Annotated in this window: 13 protein-coding genes; 7 read left to right on the top strand and 6 right to left on the bottom strand. The window is 68.1% G+C overall.

Features of this window, described 5'->3' with window-relative positions; genetic code table 11:
- Window positions 1–26: 26 nt before the first annotated feature.
- From hflX to lexA, 4 genes are all read right to left on the bottom strand, one after another.
- Entirely contained in the window at window positions 27–1427 is a 1401-nt protein-coding gene (gene hflX, locus NBW77_RS08425; protein ID WP_131747873.1) for a GTPase HflX, read from the bottom strand.
- A gap of 171 nt (window positions 1428–1598) precedes the next feature.
- Window positions 1599–2477, bottom strand: a complete 879-nt coding sequence (locus tag NBW77_RS08420) for an EAL domain-containing protein (RefSeq protein WP_131747871.1) — start codon at window positions 2475–2477, stop codon at window positions 1599–1601.
- A 50-nt stretch (window positions 2478–2527) separates the two neighbouring features.
- The gene (gene miaA / locus NBW77_RS08415) at window positions 2528–3442 is read right to left on the bottom strand and encodes a tRNA (adenosine(37)-N6)-dimethylallyltransferase MiaA (RefSeq protein ID WP_242606018.1); all 915 of its coding nucleotides are present in this window, start codon (window positions 3440–3442) and stop codon (window positions 2528–2530) included.
- Window positions 3443–3464: 22 nt separating this feature from the next.
- On the bottom strand, window positions 3465–4238 hold the full coding sequence (gene lexA, locus NBW77_RS08410) for a transcriptional repressor LexA (RefSeq protein ID WP_250279524.1): 774 nt from the start codon (window positions 4236–4238) through the stop codon (window positions 3465–3467).
- A gap of 262 nt (window positions 4239–4500) precedes the next feature.
- Between lexA and NBW77_RS08405 the strand changes: the two genes are divergently transcribed.
- The 3 genes from NBW77_RS08405 to NBW77_RS08395 all read left to right on the top strand — a co-directional run bounded on the left by NBW77_RS08405 (window position 4501) and on the right by NBW77_RS08395 (window position 8339).
- Window positions 4501–4806 (top strand): LysM peptidoglycan-binding domain-containing protein, encoded by a 306-nt coding sequence (locus NBW77_RS08405; protein WP_242606017.1) that lies wholly within the window; start codon window positions 4501–4503, stop codon window positions 4804–4806.
- Window positions 4807–4924: 118 nt separating this feature from the next.
- Complete coding sequence (gene nrdR / locus NBW77_RS08400; RefSeq protein ID WP_242606016.1) at window positions 4925–5428, top strand: transcriptional regulator NrdR; 504 nt, start codon at window positions 4925–4927, stop codon at window positions 5426–5428.
- A 100-nt stretch (window positions 5429–5528) separates the two neighbouring features.
- Complete coding sequence (locus tag NBW77_RS08395; RefSeq protein ID WP_250279522.1) at window positions 5529–8339, top strand: vitamin B12-dependent ribonucleotide reductase; 2811 nt, start codon at window positions 5529–5531, stop codon at window positions 8337–8339.
- 40 nt (window positions 8340–8379) lie between these two features.
- On the opposite strand, the gene NBW77_RS08390 is transcribed toward NBW77_RS08395, so the two are convergent.
- Window positions 8380–9720: an amylo-alpha-1,6-glucosidase gene (locus NBW77_RS08390; protein WP_131747865.1), complete on the bottom strand. Its 1341-nt coding sequence runs from the start codon at window positions 9718–9720 to the stop codon at window positions 8380–8382.
- A gap of 423 nt (window positions 9721–10143) precedes the next feature.
- Here NBW77_RS08390 and NBW77_RS08385 point away from each other — a divergent pair, with 423 nt between their 5' ends.
- Window positions 10144–11418, top strand: a complete 1275-nt coding sequence (locus NBW77_RS08385) for an RNA polymerase sigma factor (protein ID WP_131747863.1) — start codon at window positions 10144–10146, stop codon at window positions 11416–11418.
- A 90-nt stretch (window positions 11419–11508) separates the two neighbouring features.
- Here NBW77_RS08385 and NBW77_RS08380 read toward each other — a convergent pair whose 3' ends face one another.
- On the bottom strand, window positions 11509–13539 hold the full coding sequence (locus tag NBW77_RS08380) for an acetoacetate--CoA ligase (protein WP_242606014.1): 2031 nt from the start codon (window positions 13537–13539) through the stop codon (window positions 11509–11511).
- 176 nt (window positions 13540–13715) lie between these two features.
- Between NBW77_RS08380 and NBW77_RS08375 the strand changes: the two genes are divergently transcribed.
- From NBW77_RS08375 to NBW77_RS08365, 3 genes are all read left to right on the top strand, one after another.
- Complete coding sequence (locus NBW77_RS08375; RefSeq protein WP_131747859.1) at window positions 13716–14981, top strand: acetoin utilization protein AcuC; 1266 nt, start codon at window positions 13716–13718, stop codon at window positions 14979–14981.
- Window positions 14982–15007: 26 nt separating this feature from the next.
- On the top strand, window positions 15008–17731 hold the full coding sequence (locus NBW77_RS08370; protein ID WP_250279521.1) for a bifunctional acetate--CoA ligase family protein/GNAT family N-acetyltransferase: 2724 nt from the start codon (window positions 15008–15010) through the stop codon (window positions 17729–17731).
- 76 nt (window positions 17732–17807) lie between these two features.
- Complete coding sequence (locus NBW77_RS08365) at window positions 17808–21029, top strand: SpoIIE family protein phosphatase (RefSeq protein WP_250279520.1); 3222 nt, start codon at window positions 17808–17810, stop codon at window positions 21027–21029.
- Window positions 21030–21291 lie beyond the last annotated feature (262 nt).

Genomic DNA, 21291 nt, shown 5'->3' with positions numbered 1-21291 from the left:
TATCGGCGGTTCGCCGAACAGACGACTCAGACTGGTTCGAGGTGGAAGGCGGCCAGCTCCGCGGCGAGGCCGACAGGGACGCGTGCCCGCAGCACGGTGCCGTCCGCGGTGTGGGTGACATCGCCGATCTCGCCCGTGGCGTGTACCCGTGAGACCAGATCCCCACGGGTGAACGGCACCAGAACGCACACCTCGACCTCGGGGTGGGGAACACGTTCGGCCAGCGCGTCCACCAGGCTGGAAAGGCCGTCTCCGGTGCGGGCCGAGACAAAGACGGCGTCCGGGACCAGCCTGCGCAGGCGGGCAAGAGCCTCCGGGTCGGCGGCGTCGGTCTTGTTCACGACGACCAGCTCAGGGATATCACCGGCGTCAAGGTCGTTCACGACCGTCCGGACCGCGGAGATCTGGGACGCCGGATCGGGATGCGAACCGTCGACCACGTGTAGAAGCAGGTCGGCGTCCGCGACCTCCTCCAGCGTCGAGCGGAATGCCTCGACGATCTGGTGCGGCAGGTGGCGTACGAAACCTACGGTGTCGGCGAGGGTGAACGTCCGGCCGTCCGGGAGCGTGGCCCGTCGTACCGTCGGGTCCAGTGTTGCGAACAATGCGTCCTCAACGAGCACGCCGGCGCCGGTGAGCCGGTTGAGCAGTGAGGACTTGCCGGCGTTGGTGTAGCCGGCGATCGCGACGGCAGGGACTCCGCTGCGCTGCCGCGACGATCGTTTCGTCGCCCGGACGGTCTTCATCTCCGCGAGTTCCCGGCGAAGCTTCGCCATCCGCGCGCGGAGTCGCCGACGGTCAGTTTCGATCTTCGTCTCGCCGGGCCCTCGGGTGCCGATGCCACCGCCGGACCGCGACATCGACTCACCCCAGCCGCGCAGGCGCGGCAGCATGTACTGCAACTGGGCGAGCTCCACCTGCGCCTTGCCCTCCCGGGACGTGGCGTGCTGGGCGAAGATATCGAGGATCAGCGCGGTCCGGTCGATGACCTTGACCTTGACGACATCCTCCAACTGCCGCAGCTGGCCCGGGGTCAGCTCGCCGTCGCAGATGACGGTGTCGGCACCGGTGGCGGCAACCACCTCACACAGCTCGCGCGCCTTCCCGGAGCCGACATACGTCGCAGCGTCAGGTGTGGCCCGACGTTGCACGAGCGCGTCCAGGACCACCGAACCGGCGGTGGTTGCCAGCGCCGCGAGTTCGGCCATGGAGGTTTCCGCCTCCACTACCGTCCCGGCGGTCCACACCCCGATGAGGACAACCCGTTCCAGACGAAGCTGGCGGTACTCGACCTCGGTGACGTCGTCGAGTTCGGTCGCAAGACCTGGCACCCGGCGAAGGGCGGAGCGGTCTGCGAGGTCGAGCCCTTCGCCGGAGGCATCGAAGAAACGGCCGTGGTCCGGGTCGTGGATGGCGGATAGCGTCATATTGCCCTTCTTCTGCGCGGCCGGGAGCTGGCCTCATCGGAGGGAAGCCGTCCTCGGTCGACACGTCCTGTATCGCAGAGTCCCACGTGGAGCCACAGGTCGCGACCGCTTTTCGCCCGTTGGGTCCTCGCCCGTCGCGGCATCGTGCGATGGGAAGAAGGGCGGAGCCGGTCAGCCGGCCGTGGCGGCGGTCCGCATCGGAACGGTGGCGGTGGCACCGGCCGGTGCTGACCGGGACCGCTGGCGGGAACGTTGCGGCCGCCCCCGACCAAGGGCGATCATACGGGCATCGTCGGTGGGGACCGGTGGGCAGAACAGCCGGCCGGCCCCGCGGTCACAGTTCATCGCGGCCAACCGGGAGGCGGTGACCGTGCTGTCGACGCCCTCGGCGGTCACGATCATCCGGCGCCGGTGGGCCAGCGCGATGATGGATGCCAGCACCGCCTCGCCTTCAAGATCCCGTTGCATCGCACGCAGGAACCTACCGTCGATCTTCACCATGTCCAGCGGCAGGACGTCGAGTGTGGACAGTGATGCATACCAGGTACCGAAGCCGTCGACGCCGACGGCCGGTCCGAGTGAGCGCAGCCGGGCCAGCAGCTGTGGGATACCGATATGCGCGAGGCCCAGGGTCTGTTCGGTGAACTCCAGCCCGAGTGCTCCGGGTGGTAGCGCCCGATCATGCGCGAGCCGTTCCACCTCGACCGGGAAGTCCGGCCGGGTGAGTTGGTCGGCGGAAATGTTCACCCATAGCCGGGGCGGGCGGATCATGGTTCCGGAAGCCATCTCGTGCCATGTCCGGGCTTCCGCCACGGCGGTCCGTAGAACCCAGTTGCCGACCTGCTCGGCGAGGCCGGCGGCTGCGGCGACCGGCATGAACTGCGACGGGCACAGCAGTCCCCGCTCGGGATGCTGCCACCGCAGGAACGCCTCCATCCCCGGAACCGATCCGTTGCGCAGATCGACCTCGGGTTGGTAGTGCAGCTGTAACGACCCGTCGTCGAACGCGGCGCACAGGGCCGGGACGAGGTTCAGCTCGAGCGCGGTCACAGGTGTCTCCAGACGCCGGGATGAACGGGCCGCACCTGGCCCATCGCACGTCAGGGCGAGCTGACCATGCCCGCCACCTGTTCGACGTCGGGACGGTCCAGCCAGATTATGCGGGGATCACGGCGAAACCACGACCTTTGTCTACGAGCGAATCGGCGCGTCGCGGCAATCGTGGCAAGTCGGGCGGACTCGGCCGACTCCAGTTCACCGTCCAGCCAGGCGAGGACCTGAGCGTAGCCCAGTGCGCGCGATGCGGTACGACCCTCCCGCAGGCCGATACCGGCGAGTGTGCGGACCTCCTCGACCATGCCCACGGCCCACATCACCGCCACGCGGTCGGAGATCCGGGAGTCGAGGTGCGGATGGTCGATGCCGATCTGGATCACGTCATATACCGCGCGATGGTCGGGAAGGGATGCGTTGAAACCGCCCGTGAGCTCCACCACCTCCAACGCGCGCACAATCCGACGGCCGTTGCTGGGCAGGATGGCGGCAGCCGCCTGGGGCGCCCGGCCGGCGAGATCGGCATGCAACGCCGCGGAGCCCCGCTCGGCCAGTTCCTGTTCCAGCCGGGCCCGCACCGCCGGGTCGGTGCCGGGGAAGTGGAGATCGTCGAGGACCGCCCGGACGTAGAGCCCGGAGCCACCCACGAGAACCGGGGTACGGCCGGCGGCGAGGAGCCCGTCGACCACCGTTCGTGCATGCGCCTGGTAGGACGCCACGTCGGCGGTACGGGTGACGTCCCAGACGTCGAGCAGGTGGTGCGGGATGCCGCTGCGCTCTCCTGGCGGCACCTTGGCCGTACCGATGTCCATTCCGCGGTAGAGCTGCATGGAATCGGCATTCACGACCTCGCCGCCCAGCGCGGCTGCCAGGCCGATCGCGAGGTCGCTCTTGCCGGCCGCGGTCGGCCCGACAACGGCCACGACCCGACCGGCATTCCGCCGGTTGGTAACGACATCCACTTGTGCAGCTCCCCGCGGGCCGTCAGACCCGGCGCAGGACCGCGACGATCCGGCCGAGGATCGACGCCTCGTCACCCGGAATTTCAGCATAGGCCGGGTTCTGCGGCTGGAGCCAGATGTGGCCGTCGCGGCGGCGTAGCGTCTTGACCGTCGCCTCGCCATCGATCATCGCGGCGACGATCTCGCCGTTGTCCGCGACCGGCTGCTGGCGGACAACCACCCAGTCCCCGTCACAGATCGCAGCATTGATCATAGAGTCGCCGGCAACCCGCAGCAGGAACAGGGTGCCCTCGCCGACGATCTCACGGGGAAGCGGGAAGACGTCCTCGACGGCCTGCTCGGCGAGGATCGGGCCGCCCGCGGCGATGCGGCCGAGCAGGGGTATGTATGCCGTCTGGGCATGGTTGCCCGCCGGTGTCGGGGACTCGCTGGCGCCCGCTGACGGCGCGGGAGACGGACCGGCGGGCAGAACCTCGCGTGCCGCAGGCCGTACCGGCGCATCCGCGGACAGCACCTCCATGGCTCGTGGGCGGTTCGGGTCCCGACGCAGGAAGCCCTTCTCCTCCAGAGTCTTGAGCTGGTGCGCCACGCTGCTGGTGCTGGTCAGCCCGACGGCCTCGCCGATCTCGCGCACGCTCGGCGGGTAACCACGGCGTTCGACGGAATTGCGGATCACTTCCAGCACCTTGCGCTGCCGAGGGGTCAGGCCCGAGGCGTCCGCCGGCCCGTCCGGCAGGTCGCGCACTGAGCCGCGGGGGGGCCTGCCGCGTCGGGCGCGGTTCTGGTCGGTGGTCATGCCTGCCGCTCTCCTTCGTTTTCGGTCGTGGGAGACTCCGCTCCCGGCATACCTGATGGTTTCACCATGAACCAGAGCTGGTGGCCACGACCTGCATCTGATCGGTACGACCGTAACCGCCGCGGCCGAATATCTCAAACGTCTGTTCGAGCGTGTTACGACGATTCCGTCGGATTCGGAAGTGCATACTCGACCAGACGTTCGATCGAACTTATGTTCATTATAGGTGCTGTTCGCGGTAGTGGAAGTAGAGGAGGTGGGTGTGGTGGAGAGATCGGCCGCACCTCCGCTGAGGCTGACCAGGCGGGGTCGAATCGTCCTGGTTGTTCTGGTTATGGTGGTTTTCAGCCTGGTCCTGTCTCTTGCGCGGGTGAGGTCGTCGGCCACGTCGCGGGTGGGTGACGGCTCTACTCGAGTGCACGTGGTGCGCCCCGGGGAGACCTTGTGGGGGATCGCCCGTGCGGTGGCTCCGGACAACGACACGCGGGTGGTTGTCGCCCGCCTGGCCGGTATGAACCAGCTCGACTCGACCGATCTTGTGCCCGGTCAGGCGCTGCGCCTGCCGTGACGGCGCGACACGCCGTTGGTTTGCCTGTTTGCTGTGTCTCGCCCTAGGCTCGACCACAACATCTTGTAGTTACGGGAATGTAAGTCATCAATACCTAGTGGCCAACGGGTGCGCGATCATGTTTTTTCGCGCGGCCGGAGGCTCCGGGACCTTGGGGGGATCGTCGGTGCGGTGTCCGTTCTGCCGACACCCTGACAGCAGGGTCGTGGACAGTCGCGAAGCCGAGGAAGGCGCCGCGATCCGTCGCCGTCGGTCATGCCCGTCCTGTAACCGTCGCTTTACGACGATCGAAGAGGCATCGCTGCGGGTGATCAAACGTAGCGGTGTGACCGAACCGTTCAGTCGTTCGAAGGTGGTCGCGGGGGTTCGGCGGGCGTGCCAGGGCCGTCCCGTCGAGGCGGATGCACTGGCCGTGCTCGCCCAGCTGGTCGAGGACACGCTGCGCGCGTCGGGGACCGCGGAGGTTCCCTCCGACGAGATCGGCCGGGCCATTCTCGGGCCGCTGCGGGAGCTCGACGAGGTCGCCTACCTGAGGTTCGCCTCGGTGTATCTGGCCTTTGATTCCCTGGACGACTTCGAGACCGCGATAGTCGATCTCCGGGCACAGACCAGGTCGTTGTAGTAGCTGCACACCGCAGACGCCGAACGCCGGCCGGCCGAAGGTGACGCGATCATGATTTTTCGCGTCGGCGGAGGTCCGAGGGCACCAGACGAGGAGCGCCATGACCGAGACCCGCGGGACGAAGTCGAGCAAGTCCGCAGGCAAGGCCACCGGCCTGAAGGTGAGACGGGTCAACACCTCGCCCGGCGTGCATCCCTACGACGAGGTCACCTGGGAAGCACGCGATGTCGTCATGACCAACTGGCGGGACGGCTCGGTCAACTTCGAGCAGCGTGGTGTGGAGTTCCCCGACTTCTGGTCGGCGAACGCCACGAACATCGTCACGAGCAAGTACTTCCGCGGCGCGCTGGGCAGCACGGCCCGCGAGTGGTCCCTGCGCCAGCTCATCGACCGGGTGGTGCGCGCCTATGCGGCAGCCGGGCGCGAGAACGGGTACTTCGCGTCGGAGACGGACTCCGAGATCTTCGAGCATGAGTTGACCTGGATGCTGCTGCACCAGGTGTTCAGCTTCAACAGCCCGGTGTGGTTCAACGTCGGCACCTCCGCCCCGCAACAGGTCTCGGCCTGTTTCATCCTTGCCGTCGACGACACGATGGAGTCGATCCTCAACTGGTACCGGGAGGAGGGGCTGATCTTCAAGGGCGGGTCCGGCGCGGGGCTGAACCTGTCACGCATCCGCTCGTCCAAGGAACTGCTGTCCTCGGGTGGTACCGCATCCGGCCCGGTGAGCTTCATGCGCGGTGCCGACGCATCGGCCGGCACGATCAAGTCGGGTGGCGCTACCCGACGAGCCGCGAAGATGGTCGTGCTTGATGTCGACCACCCCGACATCGTCGACTTCGTCGAGACCAAGGCCCGCGAGGAGAGCAAGATCCGTGCACTGCGGGATGCCGGTTTCGACATGGACCTCGGCGGCCGGGACATCGTCTCGGTGCAATACCAGAACGCCAACAACTCCGTCCGGGTGACCGACGAGTTCATGCGGGCGGTCGTCGACGGCATCGACTTCGATCTGCGGGCCAGGCTTGACGGGCGGACGGTCGAGACGATCCAGGCCCGGTCCCTGTTCCGCACGATCGCACAGGCGGCGTGGGACTGCGCGGACCCCGGGATCCAGTACGACGACACGATCAACGACTGGCACACCTGCCCGGAGTCCGGTCGGATCAGTGCCAGCAATCCGTGCAGCGAATATGTGCACCTGGACAACTCCAGCTGCAACCTTGCCTCGCTCAACCTGATGCGGTTCCTGCGTGAGGATCTGAGCTTCGATGCCGATGCGTTCGTGGCGGCCGTCGAACTGATCATTACCGCGATGGACATCTCGATCTGTTTCGCGGACTTCCCGACCCCGGAGATCACCCGGGTAACCCGGATGTACCGCCAGCTCGGCATCGGCTACGCGAACCTCGGCGCGCTGCTGATGGCCACCGGTCGCGCATACGACTCCGAGGGCGGACGGGCAATGGGCGCGGCCATCACCTCGCTGATGACCGGTACGGCCTACCGGCGCTCGGCGGAGCTTGCCGCGACCGTCGGGGCCTATGACGGCTTCGCGCGTAACGCCGATGCCCATCGCAGGGTGATCCGCAAACATTCCGCGGCGACGGACACGGTCCGCACGGTCGGGACCGACGACGCCCGGGTGCTTGCCGTCGCCGCCCGTGAGTGGGAGCGTGCGCAGGCCGTCGGGGACAAGCACGGGTGGCGCAACGCGCAGGTCAGTCTGCTTGCCCCGACAGGCACGATCGGCCTGGCGATGGACTGCGACACCACCGGCATCGAACCCGATCTTGCATTGGTGAAGATGAAGAAGATGGTCGGCGGCTCCAGCATGCGGATCGTCAACCAGACGGTTCCTGGCGCGCTGCGTGCGCTCGGCTACGCCGAGGAGACCATCGAGGCGATCGTCGAGTACATCGGGGAGCATGGTCACGTCATCGACGCGCCGGGCCTGCGCCGTGAGCACTACGAGGTCTTCGACTGCGCGATCGGCGAACGTGCGATCAGCCCGATGGGCCATATCCGGATGATGGCGGCGGTCCAGCCGTTCCTGTCCGGGGCCATTTCGAAGACCGTCAACATGCCGGCCTCGGCAACCGTCGAGGATGTCGAACAGATCTACCTGGAAGGCTGGCGCCTCGGCATCAAGGCCCTGGCGATCTACCGGGACAACTGCAAGGTCGGTCAGCCGCTGTCGGACCTACGAGGCGCGAAGAGGTCCGCGAAAGCCGCCGCGGACCTTGACACGGCCCTGTCCGCGGCGGCCACGGCGCAGCCGGAGGAATACCGACCGGTCCGTCGCCGCCTACCGAAGATCCGGCCGTCGCAGACGGTGTCGTTCTCCGTCGGCGGGGCCGAGGGGTACATGACCGCGGGGTCCTACCCCGATGACGGTCTTGGCGAGGTCTTCGTCAAGATGTCCAAGCAGGGTTCGACCCTGTCCGGTGTCATGGACGCGTTCTCCATCGCGATATCGATCGCGCTCCAGTACGGTGTCCCCCTCGAGACCTACGTCCGCAAGTTCATCAACATGCGTTTCGAACCGGCCGGCATGACCGACGACCCAGACGTACGGATAGCTCAGTCGGTGATGGACTACCTTTTCCGCCGCCTGGCCCTGGACTACCTGCCCGAGGAGACCCGGGCGGAGCTCGGCGTGCTCAGCGCGCGGGAACGGGCGCGCCAGGTGACCGGCCAGTACGGCGGGTCCGGCTCGGCGGACGTGATCGGTGCGCCTGACGCGGCCGAGGCGGCGGTTGCGTCGGCGGCGGCCGGGTTCCCCGTGGAGCTGCTGGCGGCGCAGAACGTGGTGGACGCGCCCCTGTGCTTCACCTGCGGGGTCACCATGCGCCCGGCCGGCAGCTGCTACGTGTGCGAGCAGTGCGGTTCCACCAGCGGTTGTTCCTAGCGCTGTCGGGGTCCAGGTTGGCGCCGGGCCACGGAGAAGTTCAGGCGTCGCGCTGCTCGAGAAGGTCGATGAGCAGCGCGGCCGTCCAGGAGAAGTGGTTGCTGCCGACCCCTGCGCCGTCGAGTGGCGAGTAGTACTCGTACAGCCCGCCGGCGCCGGCGATCATGTTCACCGTGTCGGCGCGGAGCCGTTCGGCGAGCTCGGCCGCACCGGCACGGTCGAGACCGTCGGCGATCAGCCAGTTCATGTTCACCCACACCGGCCCCTGCCAGTAGCAGCGTGGTTGAAAGCTCGGGTCGTCGGTCGGGACACTCGCGATGCCGTGGGCCGGCCAGAACCGCGGCGCGGTCATCCGGGCGACGAGGTCGGTGACACCGGCCGCGGGTACGACACCTGCGTACAGGGCGAGGAACCCGGCGATCGTCGGCCTGCGGATCAGCTGGCCGGAACGTGCGTCACGACTCCAGTACATACCGTCGTCGAACAGGGTGGCGAACGCGGCGGCGGTCCGGCGTGCCGCACGATCAAGGTGGGCTGGAAGATCCTGGCCGATTCCGCCGGCGATGTCACGCAGGTGGTGGTTGGCGCGGATGAGAATCGCGTTGAAGGCGACGTCCTGGACGAGCGGGATGCGGGTCGTCCGAATCCGCCCGAAGTCATACCGGGCGTCGCGCAGTTCCCCGACCAGGTGGTAAAGGGTGAACAGATCGGTCGCGGACAGTCGTTGTCCGGCCGGGACCTCCTTGGTGTCCCGGCGCAGCACGTCGAGCGCGCCGTCCCCGTTGAACCAGCGGACGAGTCTCAGCGGGATGGGTGCCCCGCGGCGCGTCAGCTCCATCCAGGTCGGGGTGTTGTCCATGCCCGACTCCCAGGAGTGAACGAGCGATATCAGACCGGTGTCGTCCGGGTCGCGTTCGGAGTACAGCCACGAGTGGTACCGGACAAGGCCCGGGTAGACGGCACGGTAGAACTCGCGGCGGCGCGCCGGGGCAAGCATCTCACCGACGCGGACCACAGCCTCGGCGATCATCGGTGGCTGGGTGACGCCGGTCGTCTGTACCCGACCCGGGGTGGTGGTCACGAGGTCGCAGCGCCATCTGTCCGGCCCGGCGTGATATTCCCCGGAGCCGGAGAAGATGACGTGGGGGATCATGCCGTTCGGCCACTGGCCCCGAAACAACGACAGGATCTCCCTGCAGGCCCGTTCGGGGTCGACATGACGCAGTCCCACGGCGATGAAACAGCTGTCCCACAACCACTGGTGGGGATACAGCGTCGACGATGGTTTCGTCGCGTCACCCAGATCGTTGTCCGCAAGTACCCGTAGGGCGGATATCCGGAGCTGGGCGAGCACATCGGAGGACGGGGCCGGCACGGACATCGTGCGAGGGTAACCGCGACCGGACCCCGCGCGTCACTCCTCGGACCGCCCTGGGGATACCTATAGTAATGACATGGTCACGCAGCGGCTGTCTAAGTGGCACTGCGTGACGACCATTACGTTATGCTGCCACCGTTGTGGTCATGTTGATGGTCTGTCGGGACTAGGCTTGGAGTCGACCCGCGGATGTGGACCGCCGAAGAGATTGTTAGTTATTCGTGCCACACCGACCGATCTGCGGGGTAGTCTTCGCGACAGCGGGTGCGGCGTCCCGAGGGCGAGGGTCTACACTGCTTCGTAGACCCGGCGATCGCTTACGTCCGGTTGTGTCTGAACACGGAATGGGAGAGACGTCCCCAGACGTTGCCCATACGTGCCAGCAACAAGACCCGCCACCCGCACCGACCTTCGGATCTGCTACTGATGACGCTGCCTGCCCTGGAACTTCACGAGCGCGCCGACGAGCCGCGTACGCGTGCCACGAGCACACGACGCACCCGCCGGTCATCCACTCCTGCACGCACTGCGCCCAGCCGCGGTCTGGCCGCCGTGCCCGATGATACCGACGAACTCGACGTTACTCAGGTCGCCGAGCTAGTCGCGCGTGGACGAGAGTCCGGCGAACTCAGCCGGACCGAGCTCCGCGAAGCGCTGGAGACCGCTGACCTCGGTCTTGAACTACTTCCCGTCCTGATTGCCCGGTTGACCACTCTCGGCGTCGAGGTTCTCGACGACGAGGAGGAGCAGCCTGGTGGAGCGCCTGCCGCCCGCGTGTCCTCCGAGCATGCCGGCACCGCCGACCTCGTGCGAATGTACCTGCGCGAGATCGGTAAGGTTCCGCTGCTCAACGCCGCGCAGGAGGTTGAGCTGTCCAAGCGGGTCGAGGCCGGCCTGTTCGCCGAGTACAAGCTGGACACCGATACCGACCTGGCTGGGGACCTGCGGCAGGATTTGCAGGCTCTGGTCCGGGACGGGCACGCTGCCAAACAGCAGCTGGTCTCGGCGAACCTGCGCCTGGTCGTCTCGGTCGCCAAGAAGTACAGCGGCCGCGGTATGACCCTGCTCGACCTGGTACAGGAGGGCAATCTCGGCCTGATCCGCGCGGTCGAGAAGTTCGACTATGCCAAGGGTTACAAGTTCTCGACCTATGCCACCTGGTGGATCAGGCAGGCTATCGGTCGGGCACTTGCCGACCAGGCAAGGACCATCCGGATCCCCGTCCATGTCGTCGAGCAGATCAACAAGATCACTCGATTGCAGCGCCAGCTCGTCTCCACGCTCGGTCGCGAGCCGACCGACGAGGAACTGGCGCTGGAACTTGACATGCCGATCGAGCAGGTTGTCGAACTGCGCCGGTACGCCCAGGACACGGTCAGCCTGGAGACCACGGTCGGTGATGACGGTGACTCCGTTCTCGGGGACTTCATCGAGGACGCGGATGCGACCTCTCCTGCGGACGCGGCCTCGTACGGCGCCATGCAGGACGAGATCGAGGGCGTGCTGAGTGGGCTTACGCCGCGTGAGCGTGAGGTTATGCGGCTGCGGTTCGGTCTTGCCGACGGTAAGCAGCACACGCTCGCCGAGGTGGGTAACCGCCTCGGGCTGACTCGTGAGCGGATCCGCCAGATCGAGCGCGACACCCTGCGTGAGCTGCGCAAGCCGGCGGTCGCGAGCAGGCTGCGCGAGTTCCTCGACTAGGAGCACGTCGTGGTGGTGAGATCCCCTGTCCGGCCACCGGGCAGGGGATCTCGCGTATCCGGGCCGGGGCCGTCGGTTGACGGCCTGTACTCAGCGTGTCCCGGACTGGATGAACGGCAGCAGCGCCTCGGGATTGGCGACCGCGCCCAAGCTGACCGCCTGCTCCAGCGGCTCGCCCATGAGCAGGCGCTTGACCGGCACTTCCAGTTTTTTGCCGTTGTGGGTGTGGGGAACCTCGGCGATCTGTTCGATCCGATCCGGCACGTGACGTGGGCTCAGCTCGTTACGGATCGTGGTCCGCAGAGTCTGGATGACGGAGTCGTCGAGCACCTCCCCGTCCACCAGAGTGACGTACAGCACAAGTTCGCCGGGCAGGTCGGCGGTCGACGTGTCGATGATCAGGCTGTCCGTCACGTCGGTGGACCTCTCGAGCACCTGGTACACCTCGGCGGTACCGATCCGGACGCCGCCGCGGTTCAGGGTCGCGTCGGAGCGGCCATATATGAGCATGGATCCGCGGGGTGTGAGGCGGGCCCAGTCGCCGTGCCGCCACACGCCCTCGTAGGTGGAGAAGTAGGACGCATGCATGAGGGAGCCGTCCTCGTCGCCCCATAGGAAGACCGGCATGGAGGGCATGGGCGAGGTGACCACGAGCTCACCGACCTCATCGATGATCTCCTTGCCGTCGTCGTCGAAAGTGGCTACCGCGCAGCCGAGCCCGCGCATCCCCATCTCACCGGCGTACACGGGCAGGGTGGGCATGCCCAGCGTGAGTGCTGTGCATATCTCCGTCCCACCGCTGATCGACGAGAGCATCAGGTCGGAGCCGACAGCCTCATACACCCACGCTGAGCAGTCCGGGCTCAGTGGTGAACCGGTGGAACCGACGGTGCGTATCGCCGACAGGTCCGCTTCCGCGCGGGGGATGCGGCCCGCCTGCGCGCACTCGCTGAAGAACCCGGGGCTTGCCCCGAAGCAGGTGACCCGGGCTGCCTCGGCCAGCCGCCACAGGGCACCCGGATCCGGAGACTTCGGGCTCCCGTCGTAGAGCACCACGGTCGTGCCGGCAAGCAGGCCGGAAACCAGCAGGTTCCACATCATCCAGCCGGTGTTCGTCACCCACAGGAAGCGGTCGTCGGGGCCGAGGTCGAGATGGAGCACCAGTGACTTGAGGTGCTCCAGCAGGATGCCGCCGTGCCCCTGCACGATCGGCCTGGGCGGCCCGGTCGAACCCGAGGAGTACAGGATCCACAGCGGTGCGTCGAACGGGACCCGGTGGAAGGCCGGGACGGGGTCGTCGCAGCCGGCGAGCAGGTCCTCCCAGGACAGGACTGCCGGCAGGTGGGCGGCATGGGCACGTTCGAGCGCGTCGGTGGCCAGATACGGGACCACGACAGTCGCGCGGAGCCCAGGTATCCGCTCGGCCACCCTGGCGAGCGCACCGAGCGTGTCGAACGACTTCCCGCCGAAGGTGTATCCATCGACACCGATGAGCACGGTCGGGGAGATCTGGGCGAACCGGTCGGCAAGACCGGTGGGCCCGAAATCCGGAGAGCAGGACGACCAGACAGCCCCGATCGCCGTCGCCGCGAGCATCGCCACAACAGCGTGGACACAGTTCGGCAGTACCGCACAGACTCGGTCGCCGGGGTTCACCCCCAGACGCCGCAGGCCCGCCGCTGCCGCAGCCACGTCACGGCGCAACTCGTCCCAGGACACCACTGCGGTGGTGGCGTCCTCGCGAACCGCGATCACCGCGGGGGCCGGGCCATGCCGGGTGAGGGCGTTTTCGGCGTAGTTCACGCGGGCGGTTGGAAACCACCGGGCGCCCGGCATTCGGGCGTCCGCGAGCGCGGGTCCGTCCCCACGCTCACCTTCGATCGCGCAGAAGTCCCAGATCGAGTTCCAGAACCCCTCCAGGTCCTCCACCGACCAGCGCCACAGTGCTTCGGCGTCGGCCAGGTGCCGGCCGTGCTCAGCCGCCAGCCAGGAGAGGTAGGCGGTGACCCCAGCGTTGCGGACCCGTTCTGGCGATGGCGCCCACAACGGGTGCCCCCTGGTGTCCGCCTTCGGCCCGGCATCCGGCGCAACCCCGTGTTCGTTACCGTGTCCAACAGCCACGGACTCAGACCCTAACGAATCCCGGACTCCGCGATGCCCGCCCGAACGCCAGGACGGCACTGAAAACATCACCACGTGCGACTGTTGTCATGGGTTGTGCCGACCTGACCGATTCGGCCTTGCCGTCTGTCGAGTTTTGAATGGGTGTGGGACCCTCGCCCGGCTAGTGTCAGCCCATGGGCGGTTCCACGCGGCCGGACGCTTCGGCCGACAAGGACCGGTCCGGGCCGCCCACCCTTGTCGTGTGGGATGCCGAGCTGGTCCACTACGATTTCGGGCGGACTCACCCCCTGCACCCGGTCCGCCTTGAGCTGACCATGGACCTGGCCATGCGCGCCGGCGTGCTGAACGGGCCAGACGTGATCGTCCGCCCGGCAGGCCTTGCCTCCGACGAGTTGATCGAGCTCGTGCACGACCCTGCCTACGTGCAGGCGGTGCGACACCTGCCGGAGTCGGCCACCCGCCGGCTGGCTGTCGCGTTCGGCCTCGGGACGCCGGACAATCCGGTCTTCGCGTCCATGCATGAGGCGGCCGCCCGCGTGACCGGAGCAACGTTGGCGGCGACGCAGGCCGTGTGGACGCGACAGTACGGCCATGGCGTGAGCCTGGCCGGCGGACTGCACCATGCCATGCGTCGCGCGGCCAGCGGGTTCTGCATCTACAACGACCCCGCGGTGGCGATCGCCTGGTTGCTGGGCAACGGTGCGTCCCGGGTGGCCTATGTCGACGTGGATGTCCATCACGGCGACGGGGTCCAGGCAGCCTTCTACGACGACCCGCGGGTGCTGACGATCTCGTTGCACCAGTCCGGCCGGACCCTGTTTCCCGGCACCGGTTTCCCGGAGGAGTCGGGCGTGGGGGAGGCGACCGGGACGTCGGTCAACGTGGCGCTGCCGCCGTCCACAGGCGATGAAGGCTGGCTGCGGGCGTTCAGTGGTGTGGTCCCGGTGCTGCTGCGTGAGTTCCGGCCTGAGATTCTGATCACCCAGAACGGGTGTGATACCCACTACCTTGACCCCCTTGCGGACCTGACACTGTCGGTCGAGGGACAGCGCGCGTCCTACCAAGCCCTGCACGATCTGGCACATGAGGTGTGCGCCGGACGATGGGTCGCCTGCGGAGGCGGCGGGTACGCGCTCGCGTCGGTGGTGCCACGTGCCTGGACGCATCTGCTGGCAGTCGCCTGCCATATGCCGTTGGACTGTTCACGGCCGGTGCCGGACGACTGGCGCCGTGCCGCCGCCGAGCGGGTTCGGGACGCCACCGGGTCAACAGCTGGCGACGATCTCCCGCCGGGCCGTTTCGGTGACGGCGCCGACATCGGTTTCCATACCTGGGACGCCGGGGAGGGCGATCCGGACGACCCGCTGGACCGGGCCGTCGCGGCCACCCGGCGGGAGATCCTGCCGCTGCACGGTCTCGACCCCCTTGGCGACCGATGAGTGACCCGGCCTGCCCGGGACGGATCATGCAGGTGGAGGGCGACGCCGCGATGGTGTACCCGGCACGCTGGGAGGCCGATGTCGTCCTCGCGGACGGGGGCACCTCCCACCTGCGGCCCGTCCTACCCGCGGATGGAGACAGGCTGCGGGCGTTCTGGGGGCGCCTGTCGACGCGCAGCATTTACTTCCGCTTCTTCAGCGCGCGCGGGCCCCTGACCGACGCCGACGTCAACCGGATGACCGTCGTTGACCAGTGGGTCCGTGGCGCGTTGGTCGCCCTGATCGGAGACGAGATCGTGGCCTTCGCCCACTGGGAGGGCGTCCCCGGGCAACAGCCGGCGGGGGAGCCGGGGCAGGCCGGTCCGGACAGCCCACCGCCCGGGGCGCGGTTCCCCGCGCCGGCGGCCGAGGTCGCCTTCCTCGTGGAGGACGCGCACCAGGGTCGTGGACTCGGTTCGGTGCTGCTGGAACATCTCGCCGCCGCGGCGGCGGAACGCGGCATCCGTCGTTTCGATGCCGACGTGCTCGGCGAGAACCGGCAGATGATCGGGGTCTTCCTGGACGCCGGCTACACCGTGTCACGAGCGTGGGACAGCGGGGCGGTCCGGTTGTCGTTCGAGATCGCTCCGACGAAGACCTCGGTGGACGTCATGCGCGCTCGTGAGCACCACGCGGAGGCAGCATCGATCGTCCGGCTGCTGCATCCGCGGTCCATCGCCGTGATCGGGGCGTCCCGGGACCGGGACGCGGTCGGTCACACGGTTCTGCGTCACCTGCTGGCAGGCGGGTTCGCCGGACCGGTGTATCCGGTCAATCCCGCCGCGGCCGAGTTTCCCGGAGCGGTGGCGTCCGTGCGGGCGGTCGCCTCGGTCACCGACATCGAGGGCCCGGTCGACCTTGCCGTGGTGTGTGTTCCGCCACCGAACGTGTCCGAGGTCATCGAGCAGTGCGGGCGCAAGGGCGTGCGCGGTCTGGTGGTCCTCACGGACCTGGGCGACTACCAGATGGAAATCGAGGTGACGGCCGCGGCTCGGGCGTCCGGGATGCGTGTGGTGGGTCCGGCGAGTCTGGGCATCCAGAACCTCGCCACCGGGCTGAACGCGTCGTTGGCTCCCCGGATGCCCGCACCGGGGCGGGTCGGTTGTTATTCCCAGTCCGGTCCGCTCGGCGCGGCGCTGCTGGACGCGGCGGCCGGGCGAGGGGTGGGCCTGTCCGGTTTCGTCTCGGCCGGTGACCGGGTCGACGTGAGCGGCAACGACCTTCTGCAGTACTGGGAGGAGGACCCGGCCACCGACGTGGTCTTCATGCACGTGGAGACGTTCGGTAACCCTCGGAAGTTCGCTCGGCTCGCGCGGCGGGTCGGGCGGCGCACACCGGTGGTGGTCGTCACCAGCGGCCGCTCCACGCTGGACGACGCGTTGCTGCGACAGACCGGGGTCATCCGGGTCGATCGGATCTCCCAGGGCTTCGACGTGGCGCTGCTGCTCACCTCACAGCCGCTGCCGGCCGGCCGGCGGGTCGCGGTCGTCGGCGATTCCCGGGCGCTGGTCTGGCTGACCTGCCAGGCGGCGGAGGCGTCCGGTCTGGAGGTGGAACGGATCCTGCTGCCCGGCGGCACCGCGCCGGAGGTGTTCACGGAGGCGCTGGTCGACGCTGCCGGCCGTGCTGACGCTCTGATCGCGACGGTGGTGCGACTCTCGCCGTCCGAACCCGGTCCGGTGGCGGTGGCGGTGGCGGCGGCGGCCCAGGTGGTCGACGTGCCCGTCCTCGCAACGGTGCTGGGTATCGAGGTACCGCCGGAACTGGCGCCAGTACCGGGCTACCCCTCGCCGGAAGGCGCTGTGGCGGCACTCGTGCGGGCGGTGTCCTACGCCCGGTGGCGGGCGGAACCGACCGGTTCGGTGCCGGACCTGGCCCGGCGGGTCGAGGAGGCCCGGACGTTGTTAGCCGGATGTGGCGGCCCACTCGACGACGCCCGAACGGCCGAGCTGCTCGACTGCTACGGCATCGACGTGCAGCCCTTCATCACGGTCGGCTCCGCCGACGAGGCGGTTCTCGCCGCGGAACGGCTCGGGTGGCCGGTGGCGCTCAAGGCGCGCATCCGCCCGTACCGGCACCGGCCGGAGCTCGGCGGGCAGCGGCTTGACCTGGCCGGTCCGATGGCGCTGCGGGCGGCCTGGTCGTCGATGACCACCCAGCTCGGTGTCGGGCGGGGTGATCTCGGGCAGGACGGTGCCGACGGATCGTTCGTCGTGCAGCGGATGGCCCCGGCCGGCATCGCGGTGGTGGTCGGTTCCCTCGAGCATCCGCGATACGGGCCGCTGGTGTCGTTCGGCCTGGCCGGACCCGCCACGGACCTGCTGGGCGACCGCGCGCATCACATCCTGCCGCTCACCGACGTCGACGCGGCCAAACTGGTGCGGTCGGTGCGGGCGGCTCCGCTCCTGTTCGGCTATCGGGGCGCGGAGAAGGTCGATGTGGCTGCCCTCGAGCTCCTTCTCATGCGCGTGGCCCGACTCGCCGACGATCTGCCCGACGTTGCCTCTCTCACGCTGCATCCGGTCATCGTGTCGAGGTCGTCGGTGACGGTGCTGTCCGCGGAGGTGGCGGTGGGTCGCGGCTTTCCACGGGCGGATGCCGGGCCGCGAAAGTTGTGGGCGCCTGCCCCGAAGTACGCGGCCGAGCCGACCCGACCGTCCCTCGGCGTCGAGGATGTCACGAGCGTGGGGACGGCCGGGGGTGGGGCATGAGGTCGAGTCGGTGTCCGGAAATGTCAGGGGTAGGGCGATGAGCACAACGTTGCCCCACCGGTCACAATCTTTTCCCATGACAACGCCGTTCCTCGAGGAGCCGTCCGGACAACCGCCGCCGGCGTCGGCGCGTGGCCGGAGCGACGAGGGTGGGGCCCGCGAGGCGGATGACTGTGACGGAAATTTCACGGAAGGTACAGAAGGGCGCGGAGTTGATCCGGCCGGCATCGCCATGAGTGCTGCGACCGGTTCGCTGGGGTCAACCATCGGTCTGCTCGAGGCCATGTTCACCCAGGCGCCGGTCGGATTTGCCTTCTACGACATCCAGGGGCGCTACCTGCGGGTCAATGAGGTCCTGGCTCGGCTGAACGGGCGATCGGCGGATGATCACATCGGTCGCACCATGCCGGAGCTACTGGGTGACATCGGCCACGAGATGGACCGATTGCTGCACCGGGTGCTGGCGACCGGAGATCCCGTGGTCAATCTTGAGGTGAGTGTCGCGACCGGTGGCCCGCACCCGCCGCAGACCTGGACGGTGAGCTGGTATCCGGCGACGGACGCCCGTGGCTCGCTGCTGGGCGCGGCCCTTGTGGCCACGGATGTGACCGGGCTTGGCGACGCCCGCCTGGAACTGGCCCGCAGCGAGGCCAGGTACCGCGCGCTCGCCGAGGCCGAGGCCGCGGACGCGGACGTGTTTCACGTAGGCGAGCGGGGCGCCCTTGAGGTCGACATGCCGCGGTGGCGCGCGATCACGGGTCAGCGGCGTTCGGAGATCGCTGGCGTCGGTTGGCTCGACGCGGTCCACGCCGAGGACCGGGACCGGGTCGCGCAGGCCTGGTGGCGGGCGGTCGAGCAGCGAACCGCCTTCGAAGCAGAGTTCCGTATCGCAGGCATGGACGGCACGCAGCGGGTACTCGCCATCCGGGCACTACCCGTCGCGGATGGTGACCAGCTGGTCGAGTGGATCGGTACCTGCCGGGACGTCACCGAGGTACGCGCTGCTGAGACGGTCCGTAGTGCGTTGGCGGCTCGCGCGCAGAACGCGGCCGAGCGCACCGAGCGCCTGCACCTGGTTACCGCGGCACTGTCGCGTGCGGTGACGGTCGATGAGGTCACCGCGGTGGTGCTGGACGCCGGGAAGCAGGCGTTGGGTGTTGCCGGGCGGGGCGTGGCCCTGGTCGACGAGGGCCACGACCGCCTGCGATTCCGGTCGCTGCTCGGCTACCCGCCGCTGTTCGTCCGTAGCTGGTCCGACATCAGCCTCGGGGCGGTCCACCCGGCGGCGGAAACGGTTCGAGGCGGTCGGCCGTTGTTCCTTTCCGGCAGGGAGGAACTGGCTGAGCGGTGGCCGATACCGGATCTGACCGCGAGCCTGGCCGAGACCGATGAGCATGCCTGGGCGGTTCTGCCACTGGCGACCACCGATGCTCCCTTCGGCGTGCTGGCCTTCGGTTTCCCGGCTCCCCGCGAGTTCTCCGCGGCGGACCGCGCCTACCTCACCGCGCTCGCGGATCAGTGCGCCCAGGCATTGGAACGCGCAACCCTGTTCGAGCGGGTTCTCGCCGAGGCCCAGTCGAGCCGCCGGGCGGAGGAGATGGCCCGGACGGCTGAGGCCGCCGCCCGGGAGGCCGGCCGGCGGCTCGAACTGCTCGCACGGGCGACCGGGGCGGTCGGGAGTGCGCTCGAGCCGGAACGTGCGCTACGCGCGCTCACCGACGTCGTCGTGGGCGAGCTCGCCGACTCATGCGCGGTCTACCTGGTCGAGTCCGGTTCGGACGGTCAGGCCGACGACCATGGATCTGTCACGGCGATCAGCGGGCCGGTTCTGCGTCGTGCCGTCGCCTCCGTCCGCGCCGGCCTCACCCAGCTGCCGATGCCCCGGGCCCGGACCGGCCAGTGGCCGCAGGACAGCCCGGTCAACCTCGCCGCGCTCACCGGCCGCGGCCATATCGCCCCGCTGGGCGGCGCGTCCTGGTTGTCGTCCACGGACATGGCACGGTGGATGCGGCACGTGGGCGCGCACACCCTCGCCGCGGTCCCGTTGATCCTGCGTGGGCAGGTCGCCGGAGTGGTGACCCTGATGGCGGCCGGGGACCGCCCGCCGTTCACCGAGGCCGATGTCGCGTTCCTTGAGGAACTTGCCGGGCGCGCGGCGGTGGCGGTGGAACATGGCGAGCTCTACCGCCGGAGCCGGGACACCGCGCTGACCCTGCAGCGCAGCCTCCTGCCGCCGACGGTGGTCGAGCCGGAAGGCCTTGAGGTCGCCGCCCGTTATGTACCCGGCGTCGCGGACACCGAGGTCGGTGGTGACTGGTTCGACGTCATCGACCTCGGAGCGGGTCGGGTCGGTCTGGTCATCGGTGACGTCATGGGCAGGGGAGTCCGGGCCGCGGCGGTGATGGGCCAGCTGCGGACCGCCGTACGGACGTGCGCACGGCTCGACCTGTCGCCCTACGAGGTGCTGACGCTGCTGGACAGCGTTGTCTGCGAGATCGACGAAGGCCAGATCGCGACCTGCATCTACGGCGTCGTCGAGCCGCACACGGGCCTGCTGACGCTTGCGAACGCGGGTCATCCGCCGCCGCTGGTGGTGGCGGCCGACGGCCTGGTGTCCCGGCTCTACATGGAGGTCGGGACCCCGCTCGGTCTCGGCCGCGGCGACGTCAAGGAGTACACGGTCCGTCTGCACCGGGGTGCTCTGCTCGTGCTGTTCACCGACGGGCTGGTGGAAAGCCGGGACCGCGACATCGACGCGGGTGTCTCGGATCTCGCCGCGGTGCTTTCGCGTCAGGACGGTTCGCTGGGGAAACGGGCGGACCAGGCGCTCGCGGCTCTCGGGCGGGACGAGGGCCACGAGGACGATGTCGCGCTGCTGCTGGTCGGCCTGCCTGACACCGACTCCGGCGGGGCGACCCGCTTTGCCGACATCGGGGTTCCCGAGGGGTCCGCGGGCCTCGGCGAGGCCCGCGGACGCGCTCATGATCTGCTGACGCTGTGGTCGGTGGATCCCGACACGGTCGACTCCGTGGTCCTTCTGATGTCGGAGCTCGTCACGAATGCGTTGGTGCACGGCCGCTCCCCGCTGTCCGTCCGGCTGCGTCGGACCGGATCGCGAGTGATCGTGGAAGTTGCCGACTGTGACCCGCGGGTGCCGCGACGTCGCCACGCGGCCTTCGACGACGAGGGCGGTCGTGGCCTTGAACTGGTCTCCCTGATCGCGTCCCGGTGGGGGACACGTTCTGCCGGCGACGGCAAGGTCGTGTGGGCGGAGATCGCCGCACCGCTTTCCCGGTAGAGCCCCTTCGGGCTCCGGACACGGGCGAAGAACCATGATCGCTCGCTCTTCGGCCGACTAGAAGAGACAGCTCTCATTAGCTATTTAATAATATTATTATTTAATAAATTTAAAAAATAAAATAGAGAATTTAATATAAAATTTGTCCAAAAAATTATTAATTAAAGTGTCATGTTATCTAAAATTAAGTTAAATTTATAAAAAAAACTAATGTAAATACTCTTATTACTATTTTAATTTGGGTTAAGTTATTATTCTAGTC

This window comes from Frankia sp. Cppng1_Ct_nod (genome assembly GCF_920656135.1).
Taxonomy (GTDB): Bacteria; Actinomycetota; Actinomycetes; order Frankiales; family Frankiaceae; genus Protofrankia; species Protofrankia meridionalis.
The sequence above is the reverse complement of the archived record's forward strand: the minus strand, read 5'-3'. Positions and strand labels throughout refer to the sequence as shown.

Bases quoted from the DNA above. Each gene is read 5' to 3' on its own strand.
- hflX (WP_131747873.1), bottom strand. From the start codon at position 1,427: ATGACGCTATCCGCCATCCACGACCCGGACCACGGCCGTTTCTTCGAT.
- NBW77_RS08385 (WP_131747863.1), top strand. From the start codon at position 10,144: ATGACGCTGCCTGCCCTGGAACTTCACGAGCGCGCCGACGAGCCGCGT.
- NBW77_RS08370 (WP_250279521.1), top strand. From the start codon at position 15,008: ATGCAGGTGGAGGGCGACGCCGCGATGGTGTACCCGGCACGCTGGGAG.
- NBW77_RS08390 (WP_131747865.1), bottom strand. From the start codon at position 9,720: ATGTCCGTGCCGGCCCCGTCCTCCGATGTGCTCGCCCAGCTCCGGATA.
- lexA (WP_250279524.1), bottom strand. From the start codon at position 4,238: ATGACCACCGACCAGAACCGCGCCCGACGCGGCAGGCCCCCCCGCGGC.
- NBW77_RS08365 (WP_250279520.1), top strand. From the start codon at position 17,808: ATGACAACGCCGTTCCTCGAGGAGCCGTCCGGACAACCGCCGCCGGCG.
- NBW77_RS08375 (WP_131747859.1), top strand. From the start codon at position 13,716: ATGGGCGGTTCCACGCGGCCGGACGCTTCGGCCGACAAGGACCGGTCC.
- NBW77_RS08395 (WP_250279522.1), top strand. From the start codon at position 5,529: ATGACCGAGACCCGCGGGACGAAGTCGAGCAAGTCCGCAGGCAAGGCC.
- nrdR (WP_242606016.1), top strand. From the start codon at position 4,925: ATGTTTTTTCGCGCGGCCGGAGGCTCCGGGACCTTGGGGGGATCGTCG.